Origin of the sequence: Chitinophaga sp. NPDC101104 (assembly GCF_050277495.1) — a bacterium.
In the GTDB taxonomy this organism is placed as follows: domain Bacteria; phylum Bacteroidota; class Bacteroidia; order Chitinophagales; family Chitinophagaceae; genus Chitinophaga.
The window spans coordinates 1304109-1319564 of record NZ_JBNNSF010000001.1 but is presented as its reverse complement, the minus strand read 5'-3'; the positions used below and the strand labels follow the sequence as shown (position 1 = coordinate 1319564).

The 15456-nt window shown below is 49.1% G+C and carries 14 protein-coding genes; 6 read left to right on the top strand and 8 right to left on the bottom strand.

All coding sequences use genetic code 11. The features are described 5' to 3' along the window. On the top strand, positions 1 to 477 hold the full coding sequence (locus ACQKLP_RS05450) for an acyl-CoA thioesterase (protein ID WP_427320801.1): 477 nt from the start codon (positions 1 to 3) through the stop codon (positions 475 to 477). Positions 478 to 480: 3 nt separating this feature from the next. On the opposite strand, the gene ACQKLP_RS05445 is transcribed toward ACQKLP_RS05450, so the two are convergent. Next, positions 481 to 1104, bottom strand: coding sequence for a redoxin domain-containing protein (locus ACQKLP_RS05445; protein WP_427320799.1), 624 nt, complete (start codon positions 1102 to 1104; stop codon positions 481 to 483). Between the two features lie 150 nt (positions 1105 to 1254). After that, positions 1255 to 1827, bottom strand: a complete 573-nt coding sequence (locus ACQKLP_RS05440; RefSeq protein WP_427320797.1) for a YceI family protein — start codon at positions 1825 to 1827, stop codon at positions 1255 to 1257. Positions 1828 to 1969: 142 nt separating this feature from the next. Here ACQKLP_RS05440 and ACQKLP_RS05435 point away from each other — a divergent pair, with 142 nt between their 5' ends. After that, positions 1970 to 2341 (top strand): winged helix-turn-helix transcriptional regulator, encoded by a 372-nt coding sequence (locus tag ACQKLP_RS05435; RefSeq protein WP_109693981.1) that lies wholly within the window; start codon positions 1970 to 1972, stop codon positions 2339 to 2341. Here ACQKLP_RS05435 and ACQKLP_RS05430 read toward each other — a convergent pair. Continuing rightward, positions 2338 to 2934 carry a hypothetical protein gene (locus ACQKLP_RS05430; protein ID WP_427320795.1) on the bottom strand — a complete coding sequence of 199 codons (597 nt, stop codon included), beginning with the start codon at positions 2932 to 2934 and terminating at the stop codon, positions 2338 to 2340. The two genes, ACQKLP_RS05435 and ACQKLP_RS05430, sit on opposite strands and share 4 nt — an antisense overlap. A gap of 582 nt (positions 2935 to 3516) precedes the next feature. Between ACQKLP_RS05430 and ACQKLP_RS05425 the strand changes: the two genes are divergently transcribed. The 3 genes from ACQKLP_RS05425 (at position 3517) to ACQKLP_RS05415 (ending at position 5628) form a co-directional block, all read left to right on the top strand. Beyond that, the gene (locus ACQKLP_RS05425; RefSeq protein ID WP_427320793.1) at positions 3517 to 4458 is read left to right on the top strand and encodes a helix-turn-helix domain-containing protein; all 942 of its coding nucleotides are present in this window, start codon (positions 3517 to 3519) and stop codon (positions 4456 to 4458) included. A gap of 194 nt (positions 4459 to 4652) precedes the next feature. Beyond that, complete coding sequence (locus ACQKLP_RS05420; protein WP_427320791.1) at positions 4653 to 5099, top strand: MauE/DoxX family redox-associated membrane protein; 447 nt, start codon at positions 4653 to 4655, stop codon at positions 5097 to 5099. A gap of 256 nt (positions 5100 to 5355) precedes the next feature. Then, positions 5356 to 5628 carry a hypothetical protein gene (locus ACQKLP_RS05415; protein WP_427320789.1) on the top strand — a complete coding sequence of 91 codons (273 nt, stop codon included), beginning with the start codon at positions 5356 to 5358 and terminating at the stop codon, positions 5626 to 5628. A 1-nt stretch (position 5629) separates the two neighbouring features. On the opposite strand, the gene ACQKLP_RS05410 is transcribed toward ACQKLP_RS05415, so the two are convergent. The 5 genes from ACQKLP_RS05410 to ACQKLP_RS05390 all read right to left on the bottom strand — a co-directional run bounded on the left by ACQKLP_RS05410 (position 5630) and on the right by ACQKLP_RS05390 (position 13000). Continuing rightward, a complete protein-coding gene (locus ACQKLP_RS05410; protein ID WP_427320787.1) occupies positions 5630 to 6991 on the bottom strand; it encodes a RagB/SusD family nutrient uptake outer membrane protein in 1362 nt (453 codons plus the stop codon). Between the two features lie 24 nt (positions 6992 to 7015). After that, positions 7016 to 10600 (bottom strand): SusC/RagA family TonB-linked outer membrane protein, encoded by a 3585-nt coding sequence (locus ACQKLP_RS05405; RefSeq protein WP_427320785.1) that lies wholly within the window; start codon positions 10598 to 10600, stop codon positions 7016 to 7018. 207 nt (positions 10601 to 10807) lie between these two features. Beyond that, entirely contained in the window at positions 10808 to 11281 is a 474-nt protein-coding gene (locus ACQKLP_RS05400; RefSeq protein ID WP_427320783.1) for an RNA polymerase sigma factor, read from the bottom strand. Positions 11282 to 11605: 324 nt separating this feature from the next. Continuing rightward, complete coding sequence (locus ACQKLP_RS05395) at positions 11606 to 11809, bottom strand: hypothetical protein (protein ID WP_126245188.1); 204 nt, start codon at positions 11807 to 11809, stop codon at positions 11606 to 11608. 42 nt (positions 11810 to 11851) lie between these two features. Continuing rightward, complete coding sequence (locus ACQKLP_RS05390; protein WP_427320780.1) at positions 11852 to 13000, bottom strand: FecR family protein; 1149 nt, start codon at positions 12998 to 13000, stop codon at positions 11852 to 11854. A 129-nt stretch (positions 13001 to 13129) separates the two neighbouring features. Here ACQKLP_RS05390 and ACQKLP_RS05385 point away from each other — a divergent pair, with 129 nt between their 5' ends. Then, the gene (locus tag ACQKLP_RS05385) at positions 13130 to 15448 is read left to right on the top strand and encodes a GH92 family glycosyl hydrolase (RefSeq protein ID WP_427320778.1); all 2319 of its coding nucleotides are present in this window, start codon (positions 13130 to 13132) and stop codon (positions 15446 to 15448) included. Positions 15449 to 15456 lie beyond the last annotated feature (8 nt).

The window sequence follows — 15456 nt, the reverse complement described above, 5'->3', positions numbered from 1 at the left end:
ATGGAAACATCATCCCCCCACACCGTAACCCTCCGCTTCCTCGCCGAGCCCTCCGATGTCAACTTCGGCGGCAAAGTGCACGGGGGTTCCGTGATGAAATGGATCGACCAGGCCGGGTTCACCTGCGCCGCCAACTGGAGCGGACAATACTGCGTGACCGTTTACGTGGGCGGCATCCGGTTCTACAAGCCCATCGCCATCGGCGACCTCGTAGAGATCGATGCCTCCATCATCTACACCGGCAACACCAGCATGCATATTTCCATTCATGTGTATGCCGGCAGCCCGCGTCAAAAGGAAAAAGTAAAAACGACCCATTGCATCATGGTGTTCGCCGCGATCGACGAAAAGGGCCAGACCGTGCAAGTCCCGAAATGGACGCCGCGCACGGAGCAAGAGAAAAGTATGGAGGAATACGCCCACCGGCTGATGAACCTCCGCAAGAACATCGAAGATGAAATGAAACCCTACCTCTAGGCCTTACGCGATGGCCCGGCTGAGCGCCTGGGCCTGGCCGGCGGTATAAACGGCCGTGAGCAGTTCGCGGCGGGGAATGCGCTGGTCGAACAGGGGGTCGGTAAACGCCCAGGCGATGCGCTGGCTCTGGCCGAGCACGTAAGTTGCCGGCAAAGGCGCATTTTCCTCGAAACCGGACAGGCGCGCCCACAGCGGGTCCGTTTCCGCATAAATCCCCGCGCTCTTCGCGATGGCGTAATCTTTGTCGTACGCCAGCGGGAACTTGGCGCCAAGGGCTTTCAGCTCTTCCACCGCATCACCCGAAACTACCAGCAACTGCCCTCCCATCACCTGGATATCCGCATACAAATCTTCCAACTGCCGTACAAAATCAGGCGCATACCCGTTCCAGTGGCGGGAATAAAAAGCCAGCACGAGCGGCTGGTTCAGCAGTTCGCTGCCCGGAACGTAAGCGCCTTCCGCGCCCAGGAACGAAAATGGTACGATGAAATCTTCCCGCTGCAAATGGGAAAGCGGCACAACCGATCCTTCGGATGCGGGCTGGATGGGGGTACGGTCTTTGGGACGGGTCGAAATGATCTCGTAACGGAAGGGGAGCAAATCTGCATAGCGGTTGGTGGTGTACATAATCGTAGGTTGGTTTTTGATGCTGATTTTCTGATGACGATACAAAGATAGGGAGAAAATCTATTAGTCGACCACATTTGTAGACTTTTATTTTAGAAAAAAGAAAACCCGCCGTAGTGGCGGGTTTTGAATATCTGGAAGGGAAATTCCTTATTGTTTTACGAATTCGCCGTCGGCATAGATGGCGATATCGTCGCTCAGCATTTGTGCGGGGAATTTGGCGCCGATGCCGAAATCGCTGCGTTTGATGCTGCCGGTTACGCGGAAACCTGCGGTGGGCTTCTTGCTCATCGGGTTTTCGATGGTGCCGCGGTACCAGAGCTCGAGGGTCACGGGTTTGGTCACGCCATGGAGGGTGAGGTCGCCGGTGATGGTATATTTATTATTACCCGCGCTTTTCAGGGAAGTGCTCTTGAAAGTGAGGGTGGTGTTGGTAGCTGCGTCGAAGAAATCGGGGGATTTCAGGTGGTTGTCGCGCTGTTCGATGCCGGTATTGATAGAACCCGTTTCTGCGGTGAGGGTGAATTGTCCATCGCTGAAATCCGCTTTGGATGCGGTAACAGCTGCTTCGAACTTGGTGAAGGAACCGGATACGGTGGAGAGGCCCAGGTGCTGCACATCGAATTTCAGTTGGGAGTGCGCTGCGTCGGATTTCCAGGTGGATTGTGCGAAGGCGCCAACAGATACGGTGACTGCCAGCAGGAGGCTCATTACTTTTTTCATATTGTGTGCTGTTTGGTTATTAACAGGATTGCAAACTTATGTACATTTGCTTTCAACTTGTTAGTAGTTACCTAAAGGTAAGTGGTTACTTTGAGGTAAGTTCGACAATGTTACCCGATTAGATATAAAGATCAACCCGGTTATGTTAAAGTTACAAACAATTTCGGCAGAATGGGAAACCTGTACGGCTTTATCGGCGGTGCAGGATGCGTTGTACGTGTTGCACGGAAAATGGAAGCTGCCGATCATCGTGGCCCTCAGTTCGGGCAACAAGCGTTTCAACGAGTTGCAGAAAACCGTACCGGGCATTGCGGCGAAAGTGCTCTCCCACGAATTGAAAGAGCTGGAACTGAACGGGTTCGTGACCCGGCGGGTCCACGATACCACGCCCGTACTGGTAGAATACTGCATCACCGACTACAGCAATACCCTCGGCGAAGTGGTGGACGCCCTTCGCAAATGGGGCACCCAGCACAAGGAAAACATCCGCCGGCAGTTGAAGAAAGCCGATTAGTCGAGCCGCTGGCGGAGGTAATTCCCCAGCTCCTTCCCTGCTTTGGCATAGGCCGCACCGATCCGGGGGCCGCCGGTACCATTATCTTCCTTATTGCTTTCGCCCGAGGCTTCGTCGATCTGGATTTTCACAAGCGGTTTGGCCGGGTTTTGGGTATCGATGACGGTGATGGTGCCTTTCAGTTTGGCCGATTTCCGGATGAGGCCGCTTTGGCCCGGCTCGATGTAGGTGGAGCTGAGCACCAGTTGGTAGCGGGTGCCGGGATGGTCGCCGATCTCTTTTTCCGAGAATTTCCGGATGGCTTCCAGGAACTGGGGCTCGTAATATTTCGACCGGTCGCCGATCCACATTTCTTCCCAGGCGTACCCGCTGCCGGGGGCCCTTTTTTCGGCATCGGCCTTCTTCTTCCGGATATAATTCGATTCTCTCCCTAAATCCCCCACCATCAGTTTATCGTATTTATATATGATCTGAAAAGTATCGATGCCTTTCAGCGCTTCGATCTTGCCGGAGGAAACGTCTATTTTCTGGGCGGAAGCAAGGGCGCTCAGCGCCAGGAGCGGGAACAGGAAAAATAAAGTACGGGATCTCATGGTTTTCGGTTATGCCGATAAATATAAATCTTTTCGATCAGCTGCCGCATGAAAAAAGGGCATCCCCGAAGGATGCCCCATATGGCTGCTTTTTTGCGAATGTGTCGGTTGATTTTCGTTTACGTGAACGGGTGTTTCGCCCGTCCGAACAATATAGTGTAGCATCTTACGGCTTTGGGCCTTTGCGGGTTTTCACTATAGATCGGATAGCTTCGCACAAGATACTCACCACCGGAAGCAACGCGAACGGCTTCCGCAGAAATCTGAACAGCGGATGACATTGCGCCGCCGGCCGGAAGCGGTCCATCCGCCGGAAATGAACAAATCCACCTTTACAGCCTTCATCAGGCCAGCTTTTTGAACACACCGCAGCGGAAAACAGGAGAACCCGGGCAGAAAGGCCCCGCTCCGGCTGACGAACCAATGACATACTAATTTGGGTCAAGACACAACATTTCCCACTGCGGTATTGTTTCAGTAGAAGTTTCATCCATCGCTCCAAAAAAACGATCAAGCTATCTGTCGCGCACAACCATATCACGACACCTATTTCATTACCAAAAAGTACATTTTTCCATGCCAATGAAAACAACCGCAGGCATCCTGCACGGGGCCAACTATGATTTTACCATGCAGATTCCGCCGAACTACCGTGAATGCCTCATCGAAGAAGCCATCGCCAATCACAACAGCAACGCAGGCGGAGAGATCCTCACCCAGTATTTTTCAGACCAGTACCTGCATACGTGGGTATACGAAACCCGGCAGTCGGAAACCCAAATGCTGTCGGTCCTCCTTGCCACTACCGCCACCGTGGCCATGTACAACCTCAACGGTACCGCGTGGCTGCATACCCGTGGCCGGGGCGCGCTGGAACTGGAGCCCGACAGCTTCCAGATCTTCAACCTGCAGCCCGGCACGCACCAGCTGGAATTGCCCGAAGGCGCACATCGTTTTCTTTTCCTGTTCTTTTCACCGGCCATGCAATCGCTCGTGAATGAAGAATCCATCGCGCTGCCGCACGAGGGGCCAGACCGCGTGCTCCTCGGGCCATCAGACCTGGAGCAGCTCCAGGGCCTTTACCAGCGCGGGATGGAGGGTAATATCTGGCGATTGAAGCGCCAGGTGCTGCTGCTCGACCTGTTGTTCCGTTCGCTCGGCAAGGCGGGTGTTAGTTTCCGGGCGGAAGATCTGGCGGTATACCATCGCGATTACCAAACGCTTAACAAAGTGAAGCGCTACATCGCCGAGAACATCGATAAGAAGTTGTCGATACAGCACCTGGCAAAGCGTTTCGAGATTCAGCCCACGCAATTGCGGCGTGGATATTACAAAGTGTTCCACCAGCATTTGTGCGATTACATCCGTGACTTGCGGTTAGACAAGGCACGCAAATTGCTGACGCAGACGGGGCTTCCGGTCCAGGAGATCGCGTGGGAAGTGGGATATGAGTCAGCAGCGGGGTTTTCGCGGGTGTTCGCGCATTATTATCAGCAGCCGCCGATGAATGTTCGAAAGGAATAAAAATCGAACGATTGAAAAAAATGCAAAGAAATCCGTCAATTTGGTAGTTGGAAAATAAAATTAGTAGAGTAGATTTACATTAGAAGCATGAACGACATGAGAATGCACAACAGACCAACACGATTCATGCTCCGCTAAATAATGTCTACACAAGAGGGAACTAGCATCTGATAACCGTCGTTAATTACGTATCTATGAAGCACAAGAGGCTGCTTGAGGGTATTATATTTTTCCTGTTTTTATTCTGGATATATGCCGCCGTGGTGAAATTGGCGGACATTAGTTTATGGAGGTTCCGGTTACTGGAACAGCCGTTCAGCGATGCGTTCGCGGAGCCGCTGGCCTGGGGGCTGCCTTTGCTCGAATTTGTTATTGCCGCGTTAATGATTTCCGGAAGAACGGTGAAGTGGGGTTTGTACGCCGGAGCCGGGCTGCTGGCTGTTTTCAGCGGGTATATCGGAATGATTTTGTTAAATGTGTTTTCGCACGTACCTTGCAGCTGTGCCGGCATTGTGAAGCGCTTCGGCTGGACGGACCATCTCATTTTCAACATTGCCATCTTGACAGTTACTATATATACCATCTTTCAGGTTAACAAGCCGCAAAGTGATATAACTTCTTCGGAGGTACAGCTATCCTGAAGCTACACACATTTTCTCCTTTCTGTTTTCGCCAACTTTCCCCTTCCCTTTAACATTTTATCGCAGCGTCTGAAGCTGACAGACTATGACAATGGTCTGCGCTTTTAGTATCGTTTTTCTGTTACTTAATGATTCTTGACTCTTGTTTAATCGCGTAATGTTAATTGTCTCTTTTCTTAATCACGTATTGTATTGTCTTTTATTACTAGCATCTAAATTTTAAAAAATCGTATTGATCTCACAAAACCGTTTTATTATGAAAAAGCTCAAAATTGGCTTAATTGCAATTGCGTTATTAATTGGTGGTGTTCAGGCTTATGGGGGAAGGTATAGTCAAACTTATTATTGCCTTGCGGGTACGGGTCTTGATGCATCAAGCTTTCAAGTAGCAGCGACGAGCCCTGCTTTCTCTTGCTTCGGGGGACAAGTGGCTCCTTATGTTTGCACATTCAGCGCTGCTAACGGGCTTCCCAATGGATATAATGTTATTGCCGCACAGGCTAATATTCTCACAACATATAGTAATTGATTTATCTTGGATTTTGATCAATTCCCGATAATTCTATTTCATCTTGCGGAAACGGATATACATATTTAGGATCGTTAGGTTGTAAGTATATTATTCTTTCCGCAATTTTTCTTATTAGAATCGTACTCCGTTTATTATCCAGATTCAGTCTCTTCAAATCCTGCCATCTTAGTTGTCCAGTCATTGGGAATTCTTTCCTTCTTTCCAATAATATCATATTGAGTAGCGAATCTGCATCCGTCACATCAATTGGATTGAACTTACCCTTTTTAAAACGCTTCACCAAAATTGAATTTAAGGTACTTAAAGCGCCCTCCACCTCACCCAATCTGGCCATGCATTCGGCTTTAATAAAATACACTTCATTCAAGCCAATTCCAGCAAAATTTGTAGCGTTCCCTGTGTAACTCCCCAAAAACTTAATAGTATTCGAATAAAGCTCAGAGTAGAAGAATAATTTCCTTAGGTCCTCATTATGATAAGTTCTATAAAGGCTTGTATCTACTAGCCCATAATTTGGATTATCATTTGGCGCTAACAATGCATATCTTGTTCCTTGACCATAAAACAAAATTTCTCGGTTGCCCGCTTTAAAATCGGGAAATCGGAATGTCAATGTAAGTTTAGGCTCTATGTTAAAATCTATCAATTCACTCCTCTTTTCCAAGACCGAATCTGCGAAATCCTTAGCTCTTTTATAATCTCCCATATTTAATGCAATCCTTGCAATAAATGCGAAAAGCGCGATTCTATTTGGCTGAGTGGAAAAATTGGAAGTTAGGGGCAATAAATCTTTTGCTTTATAAGCATCTTGCATTATTCTATCATAGGTTTCCTGCAGCGACGATCGTTTTACAATTGCATTAATGTCTGCGCCTAATTTTAAACAGAGTCCTCTTTCGGCATTTGCGCTGCTTTTTTCATATTGTTTGCAATAAATACTGGCCAGCTCATGAAAGTAATATGCCCTAAAAAACAATGCCTGGCCTATTATGTTCATCTTCAATTCATGCTCATATGGTTTAATTTCAATACCATCTATGAGTTCCAATATAACGTTTGAATAATTTATTGCTTGATAAGCAAAGAGATACTCAGGAGAACTTTTACTATCATAAATATTCTTTTCCCATAAATATGCGTTTTTCTCAACGGCGGTCACTTTGCTTAAATTAGCGTCTTTTACATAATAGTTATCAGTACCAAGTTGCCCAACCATCGGGAAGGTTTGATTAAAAACCTTAGTGTTGTTTAACAAGTCCTGGAAATCCTTCAACGACTCTAATTGCAAATCGTTCTTGGACTTGGGAACATCTAACCAATCATTTTGCTTTTTACAGCTAATTGCTAAGAAGATTGCCAATATTAGTATTGAAGACCGCATGAGTTACAATTTTAACATTACACCTCCAGAAATAGAAAATGGAATGGGATACGCATCGAATATGGTTGCATGGCTTACATCTGGATCAATTCCCTCTCTATTGGCCCGCCACAGTATCCCCAGGTTTGTCATATAAACATAGAATTCACAAAACTTAACCGATTTTTTCTCACGCGGTTTATCTATCAGGGCATATGAAACTCTGACATCCTGCATTCGAACATGATCGCCTCTTAACACCATGATTTCTGATTTCTGATAAAATTGATTCCGAAAATCGTTGCTGGGATATACTATGGACGGCACTGAAGTCTTCAATTCGTCTTCCGGGCTTTGCCACCGTAAATTGTAATCTTTATGCATTCTGTAGGTCAACAACTCCGCATAATTAGTTGATACGCCATTTTTTCTAAAAAAATAGCCCAATTTAAATCCAATAGTTGCCGATAAAGTAAGTCTCTTATAAACCAAGTCATTTCTGATAGAGCCGAAATAAGTTGGCACCGCCGAGCCGTGGTAAACCAGACTATCAGGATGAAAAGTGTTTAGTATCGCACTGTAATCCTTACTTATCGCACCGTTTAAGTAGCCTTGAGGATCTCCCGTTTTAGGATCGAGACCAGACCATTTATAGCTGAAAATGCCCTTCAATGAATATCCAGGCACTCGAAGTTGATCAAAATATGGATTAGTCAATATAATCGTTTGTCGGCTTGGCTTTGGATCATACTTATTCAATCTGTCCTTGAGATGATTCAAAACTAACCGACTCCCCCACTTTATCTTGTTAAATTTAAAACTGCTATTTAACGTTAGCTCGTAACCTCTTGTCTGGCTTTCTGCAGAGTTTGTCATGGCATTCAAGTAGCCTGTCTGAGGTGCAACATTAGTTCTTTGCACTAAATCCAGGCTCTTCTTGAAGAAATAGTCAACAGTACCTGATATGCGATAATTAAGGATCGCGAAGTCCATCCCTACATTAGACATCCGGATACGCTCCCATTTCAGATCCTTATTGGGAGCATTGGAAATAGAATTACTCGGTAATCCTGTGAGTGGGTCTATATCTCTAAAGATCGTCAAATATGCCGATCCAAAATATACGTTACCATTTTCTCCTAATGAGGTCCGCAGCTTTAACGTATTTACCCATGGAACCTTAAAAAATTCTTCCTTGTATATCGACCATCCGGCCCCAATCGACCAAAATGGAGAAAACGTTCTATTGGTGGCGATTCCAAATAAGTTCGCACCATCCCTTCTTGCACTGAGACTCATTTCATACTTCCCCATATAATTATAATCTAGAATAGAGAAATAAGAAATGTATCGATTAACCAGTCCTACCGGCGCTCCATTTAACCCTATTTTTTCACTTAGACGGGATTCTCCAAATGGAATTGTGGGGTAGAGGATATTAGGATTTATGTTGGTTACAGGAACCCCGTTGATGTTCTCATAACCAACTGATGCTTTTTCAATCCCGTCAGCCGTTAAATCCCGAGCTTCACCACCCAGCAGCATTCTTGCGCTATGATCCTTTATCTTCCGCTCATAGCTTACAGTTGTCCTTAAGTTGTTCGCCTTCCAATCATAGTCGCCAATGTTCATAATGCCGCCTACTGGGAGGTTATTGGTAAGTTTTCCGGTGACTGGATTGTACGTCGTAAAGGTATTGACCAAATCTCGAGCATAATACGAATCCTTAGACCAGAACATCTTACTATAAATAATCTGTCTTTGATTTTGATAGTTCACTTCAACCGTCCAGTTCTTAAAGAACTTATATTTAATAGCTAATCTCAATATTAGATTCTGGAAGGATGTGCTATTAACCTTACTTCCTATTTCGTCCAAAGGCCGGAATTTCCAGTCCAGATACCCAAGCCGGTTTAAACTGTCCGTATAATTGGCACTTAAGTCTTTAGCTATGGGAACTGGATTTCCATTATTATCAGTAAATCTGGCATAGGGATATAAGTCTGTAAACTTACCAGCTCTGCTTTGAATCCCTCTAAAGACCATTTCATTCCCCTCATCAGTATTTTGTAGTGCATAGTTGATAAAGCCATTAATCTCCATATTCTTCAATGGTGAAAAAGTGCTCGATGATATCAACGTTGTGCGTGTTCGGCCATTTCTTACTGTTTCAGATTGATTTCGGTCATGCCCTAACGACAAATAGTAACCCAGATCTTTAGTTCCGCCCCGGATACTAACAGCATATTGCTGATTCACAGAATTTCGATAGGAGTATTTACTTAAATCCCTCCTGACATCATTTTGGGCCAATTCCTTTAACTGTTCGTTTAAATATTCCTCAGAAATTGACCCTTTCTTACGTTTATTCAATAAATCTACAACTGGGGATATTGGAGGGTAAGAAAATCGATCATTTATATCATTTTCAAAATAGCCGAGATCAAACAGTTTTCTTTCAACATCAATATAATCGGAGGCTTCCAGGAAATTGGGATCATAGAACAAGTTGGGTTTTAACCCTACCGTTAAACTTGAATTGACGTCAATTCTCATTTTCTCATTGTACCGCCCCTTCTTTGTAGTCATTACAATTACGCCATTTCCACTTCTGGCACCCCAGATACTGGAGGAGGCGGCATCTTTTAGAACGGTAATCGTTTCTATATCGTTCGGATTAATATTTTTCGGATCTCCCTCGTACGGAAAATTATCAAGTACTATTAAGGGATTGGGATTAACTCTGTTTGGCGAGACCGAACTAAATCCCCTGATATAAAATCCATAGTCGACTCCATCCGGCATCTTTGAAATATACCTGATCGCGCCTTGGGATCTAAATGCTAACAAGCCTCCCGTAACCCCTTCAAGTCTATCCAAGATATTGGGAGTTACCGGCCGGTTTATCAAAGCACTATCAATCACCACCACCGCCCCGGGCGTCTCCTTCTTCTTCAGCACCTGGTACCCCGTGTTCGCAGTTATCTCCACCGGCTCGATCTGCGAAACCGCCGGTTCCAGGATGAACGTCACTTTCCGCTCGCCGTCTAACCGGTACTGCCGGCTCAGGAACCCGATGGAATTGATCACCAATGTGGATTTCGGCAACACCTTCTCGATCCGGAACCGCCCTTCCCCGTTAGTTACCCCGCCCTTCTGTTCCCCCTTTACCATGATCGTGACGCCCGGCAACACCACCCCGTCCTTATCCATCACGAGCCCCGTCACGGTGATGGTCTCCTCCTTCAACCGGACCGGGTTGGCGCTGGGGAATAACACAATATCGAGCCCGGTGATCATCCAGTCGATGGGCAGATCCCCCAATACTTTATCCATCACCTCGCGGATAGACGTACTGCGGAAATGCACCGTCAGCTTCCGGGTGAAATCGATGATGGCATGATTGCGGTTGACGTAAATATTGGTCTGCCGGTGCAACTGGTCGAAAATCTCCCCGACGGTAAAGGTGCCCGATAACGTGAAGGTCAGCTCTTTGGGAACGTCTTGCGGGGGCGGAGGCGGCACCTGTTGGGCGCGTGACGGACTGCCCACGCTCAAAAACATGGTAATGAATAAGGTGTGGACCAGAATCGCTGCAATTTTCCCCATGCGAATCATTTACAAATTTTGGTTGTTTGTACTTCGTTCGTTCTGGCAGCAGACTCCGGGGTACTGAACATGGAGATGGGCCATGTGGGAAACCGGGGGTTGTCTCATAATATGAACAAAAATCCTATTGTCAAAAATAGGATTTTTGTTTTTGTCCAAGCATGCTAACAAGTTTGTGTAGATGATAGGCCCAACCATAAGGGCGATTTATCGCAGGTGTTTGAGGCGATCGCGCAGGTTTTTCAACGCGATCTTGATGTGGCTTTTCACCGTTTCCAGTTTCAGCTCCATTTCTATGGCCACTTGCCGGTGCGGTTTCCCCTCCAGGTACGTTTTCTCGAACGCCAACCGCCTTTGCTCCGGTAATGCTTTCACCGCGTCGCGTAAACGCTGACGCGTATCCCAGGCCTCCAGCATCTCGCCGGGCTCAAACCTGGGCTCCGTTTCCTCGAAACGGTCTTTCTTCCGCTTATCCGCCACCGCCTTCCGCTGCGTGCTCAAACAATTGTTGCGCACCGCACGGTACAGGTAAGCATGGTATTTATCCGGCTCCACCTTGCTCAGGTGGCCGCCTTTCAATATCACTTCGAACGTATCCTGCACCACATCTTCCGCCTCCCAGATATTTTTCAGGATAAGCGTAGCCTCCACAATCAACGCCTTACGGTGTTGTGCGAACAAATCACGGACCAATGCCAGCATTGCTCCAGACGCATGATCCTGATGTGATGAGAACGATTCTTCCGGCATATTAATTACGCATCTATGTTTTTGGTCTGTTAAAAACCACCCGCCCGTATCCCCGAACATCTATTTTCCGGGAATCGCCGCAGATGTATCAATCATATGCTTATACGGAAAATTTCTTCACTGAAGTTAGTGAAAAAACAGCATGCTAAAAAAAGCGAAAATGTTAATCTCGCGTTAATGGACACCGGTCATGTCTAACATGCACCCCCGTAAAACAAATATAATGGTTAACTCAGGGAATAACTAACAATCAGGTCAGAGAATATGCTCATTGTTCTTGATGATCTCCAGGTGGTAGCCGATCCTGGACAATAACTCGCTGGACTCCTCCAGCAAATCCAGCAGCTCCTCCCGCAAGTTCGAACCATTCTCCCCCGCACGATGTACGAAATCGTCCCAACTGAGGTTATCCGTCAGGAAAATGTACTGCAATCGGTTCGTCAAATATGAATTTTCCATAATGAAAAAATTAATATATGGTCGTGATTCGCGTGAAATACATTAGAAAATGTGCAGCTCCTTCCCCTCGATCCGGTAATCCAACCCGTTCATGACCTTCAAAATGTTCATGAACTCATCGATCGATTTGTTTTTATCCATCCTGACATCGAACTTCAGCGCCGCCAGCTCCGGTTTATCCACCACCAGCTCCAGCTTATACCAACGCTCCACCATCTTGGCGATCTCCCCGAAATCAGCCGCCTTGAAATAATACACCCCCTGCATCCACGACAGCTTGTCCCGCTGCTCGAACCGCACCACTTCCAGGGGTTTATTCTCCGTCCACACCGCTTCCTGCCCCGGCTTCAAAACAGCCGTACCGCCGTGCCCCGCCGCGCGAACGCTTCCGCTCACCAGCGAAGTCACCACCTTACCGGGCTCATAGGTGTTCACGTTGAAACTCGTTCCCAATACCTGCACTTCCCCCTGCGGCGTCAGCACCACGAATGGCTTGCCGGCATCTGGGGATACATTGAAATATGCCTCGCCCGTTACCTCCACTTCCCGCCTGTTGCCGGTAAACGTGAACGGAAAACGGATCGAGCTCCGGGAATTCAGCCACACTTCAGTGCCGTCAGACAGCACCAGCCTGCAATCCAGCCGCTGTGGCACCTCCAGCTGGTTCCAGCCGTCGGCCTGCCCGGTCGGGTCTTCATATTTGATGGATTTGTCGCCCTCCATCCGCAATTTCACCCGCGACACCAGGCGCGACGAATTGGGGGACAAGGGTATCCGGTCGCCGCCGGCCATTTTGATCGTCACCTCATCGGAAGCGTATTCCGGGGAGAGGCGGGCCATTTCCCGGATTTCGGGCTGCGGATGATGGATGTACCGGGTATAAACGACCGCCCCGATCATCAGCACAACGGAAGCCGCGGCCACGTACCGGAAAATCCGGATCGTCCGCCCGGCACGCCCGGCGCTTTCCATCGCCTGCGCCGCCAGCTCGTCCCACCGCTTATTGGTGGGCCGCTCCCGTAACAGCTCCCTCATTTCGGGCGACTCATAGAGTTCGTCCAGCTCGTCGCACATTTTCCGGATCCGGGGATCGGTCAATGCCGCGGCCAGTTCGGCATCCTCACTTTCGGTGGTAGCTCCTGCCAGTTTCTGGAGGTACAACTGCCTTATATGATCTAAATTTTCTGCCATAGACTCAGTGGTGTTACATTAATAGATGGAATTTGCATCCCCGCAGGGTGTATCGTCCGAAAAAAAAATTCAACCGGTAATCTAACAAAACATCTGCAATCCGCATGAATTATCGGTGCAAAAACGATTTTGTTATCTTTGGCTACAATAATCAATCCTTCCTTACTCATGCGTTTATTCATTACCAGCCTGGCATTGCTGGCCCCCACGCTCCTGCCTGCGCAGGACCCGGCCCGGTACGTCAGGCCCATTATCGGGACCGCCAAAATGGGGCACACCTATCCCGGCGCCACCGTCCCCTTCGGCATGGTGCAGCTCAGCCCGGACACAGACACCATCCCGTACGAAATGAACGGGAAATACAACCCGGACGTGTACCGTTATTGTGCCGGCTACCAGTACCAGGACCCTACCATCACCGGGTTTTCCCACACCCATTTCAGCGGCACCGGCCATTCCGACCTGGGCGATTTCCTCATCATGCCCGCCAACGGCCCCGTACAGCTCAATCCCGGAACGGCAGACCATCCTGAAAACGGCTACCGGTCGAGGTTCTCCCATCAAAACGAAACCGCCGGACCGGCTTACTACAAAGTGCTGCTCGACGAAAGCCGCATCACCGCCGAGCTCACCGCCACCAACCGCACCGGCATGCACCGGTACACCTTTGCGTCGGGCGATAACCCGCATATCGTGCTCGACCTCATGGCCAACCTCTACAACTACTCAAACAAGAATGTGTGGACGTTCGTACGGGTGGAAAACGACACCCTCGTGACCGGTTACCGCCAAACCAACGGCTGGGCCCGCACGCGGACGCTCTATTTCGCCATGACCTTTTCCAAACCCATCCGCCGCTACGGTCATCAAAACCTGGCCAGCGACGTATACAAAGGGTTCTGGCGCAAATTCAACCAGACGGAGAACTTCCCCGAAATGGCCGGCCGCCAGATCCGCGCCTGGTTCGGGTTCGACGCGCAGCCCGGCGAAGCGGTGACCGTGAAAATGGCCCTTTCGCCCGTGAGCACGGAAGGTGCGCTGAACAACCTCCACGCGGAGAATCCCGGCTGGGACTTTGACGCCGTTCGCCGCCAGGGCCGCGACGCCTGGAACCGCGAGCTGTCCAAAGTGAAGGCAGACATGCTGAAGGAAGACGATCTCGTCAACTTTTACACCGCATTGTACCATACGTATCTCGGTCCTACCACTTACGCCGACGCAGACGGCACCTACCGCGGCATCGACCAGAACAACCATCGCGCCGAGGGCTGGACGAACTACAGTACTTTCTCGCTGTGGGACACCTATCGCGCCCTTCATCCCCTTTTCAACATCCTTCAACCCGGCCGGAATGCCGACATGGTGAAATCGATGCTGGAACATTATAACCAAAGTGTGCACAAAATGTTGCCCGTCTGGAGCCACCAGGGCAACGAAAACTGGTGCATGATCGGTTATCACAGCGTTTCGGTGATCGCGGATGCCATCATGAAAGGCAATATCAAAGGGTACGACGCCCTGCAGGCGCTCGAAGCCTGCGCCGCCACCGCCCGCTACAAACCTTACGACGGCATCGGTTATTATATGGAACTGGGCTATGTACCGGAGGATAAGAACAGCTCTTCCGTTTCCAAAACCCTCGAATATGCGTACGACGACTGGTGCATTGCACAGGTCGCGAAAAAACTCGGCCGGAACGACCTTTACACGGAATTCTCCAAACGCGCGGAAAATTACCGCAACGTGTTCGACGGCACCACCGGCTTCATGCGCCCGCGCCTCAGCAACGGCACGTTCCGCAAGGATTTCGACGTACTGAGCACCCACGGGCAAGGCTATATCGAAGGGAACGCCTGGAACTACAGTCTGTATGTACCGCATGCGCCCGCCACGATGATCGATATGATGGGCGGGAAGAAACAGTTCACCGGCCACCTCGACTCGCTGTTCACCATGCACCTGCCCGACGCGTTCTTCGCCGAAACGGAAGACATTACCCGCGAGGGTATTATCGGCAACTACGTTCACGGCAACGAGCCCGCCCATCACGCGGCCTATCTGTACAACTGGACGGACGCGCCATGGAAAACGCAGGAACGCGTGCGGATGATCATCGAAAAAATGTACAAACCCGCGCCAGACGGCCTTGGCGGCAACGACGACTGCGGGCAGATGAGCGCCTGGTACCTCTTCACCGCGCTGGGCTTCTACCCTGTTTGCCCCGGCTCCACGGAATACGCACTGGGCAGCCCGACCGTTGTTTCCGCGGAGATCCGACTGGAAAACGGCCGCACTTTCAACGTCAAAACCGTTAACCAGGGCGCGAAAAACGTGTACGTGAAGAAAGCCGAACTGAACGGCAAAGTGTTGGACCGCTTTATCTCCCACGACGACATCATGAACGGCGGCACGCTGGTGTTCCACATGAGCGCGAAACCGGCGAAGTAGGGACAAAA

Coding starts and splice junctions, on each gene's coding strand:
- ACQKLP_RS05450 (WP_427320801.1), top strand. CDS start 1: ATGGAAACATCATCCCCCCACACCGTAACCCTCCGCTTCCTCGCCGAG.
- ACQKLP_RS05445 (WP_427320799.1), bottom strand. CDS start 1,104: ATGTACACCACCAACCGCTATGCAGATTTGCTCCCCTTCCGTTACGAG.
- ACQKLP_RS05440 (WP_427320797.1), bottom strand. CDS start 1,827: ATGAAAAAAGTAATGAGCCTCCTGCTGGCAGTCACCGTATCTGTTGGC.
- ACQKLP_RS05435 (WP_109693981.1), top strand. CDS start 1,970: ATGTTAAAGTTACAAACAATTTCGGCAGAATGGGAAACCTGTACGGCT.
- ACQKLP_RS05430 (WP_427320795.1), bottom strand. CDS start 2,934: ATGAGATCCCGTACTTTATTTTTCCTGTTCCCGCTCCTGGCGCTGAGC.
- ACQKLP_RS05425 (WP_427320793.1), top strand. CDS start 3,517: ATGAAAACAACCGCAGGCATCCTGCACGGGGCCAACTATGATTTTACC.
- ACQKLP_RS05420 (WP_427320791.1), top strand. CDS start 4,653: ATGAAGCACAAGAGGCTGCTTGAGGGTATTATATTTTTCCTGTTTTTA.
- ACQKLP_RS05415 (WP_427320789.1), top strand. CDS start 5,356: ATGAAAAAGCTCAAAATTGGCTTAATTGCAATTGCGTTATTAATTGGT.
- ACQKLP_RS05405 (WP_427320785.1), bottom strand. CDS start 10,600: ATGGGGAAAATTGCAGCGATTCTGGTCCACACCTTATTCATTACCATG.
- ACQKLP_RS05395 (WP_126245188.1), bottom strand. CDS start 11,809: ATGGAAAATTCATATTTGACGAACCGATTGCAGTACATTTTCCTGACG.
- ACQKLP_RS05390 (WP_427320780.1), bottom strand. CDS start 13,000: ATGGCAGAAAATTTAGATCATATAAGGCAGTTGTACCTCCAGAAACTG.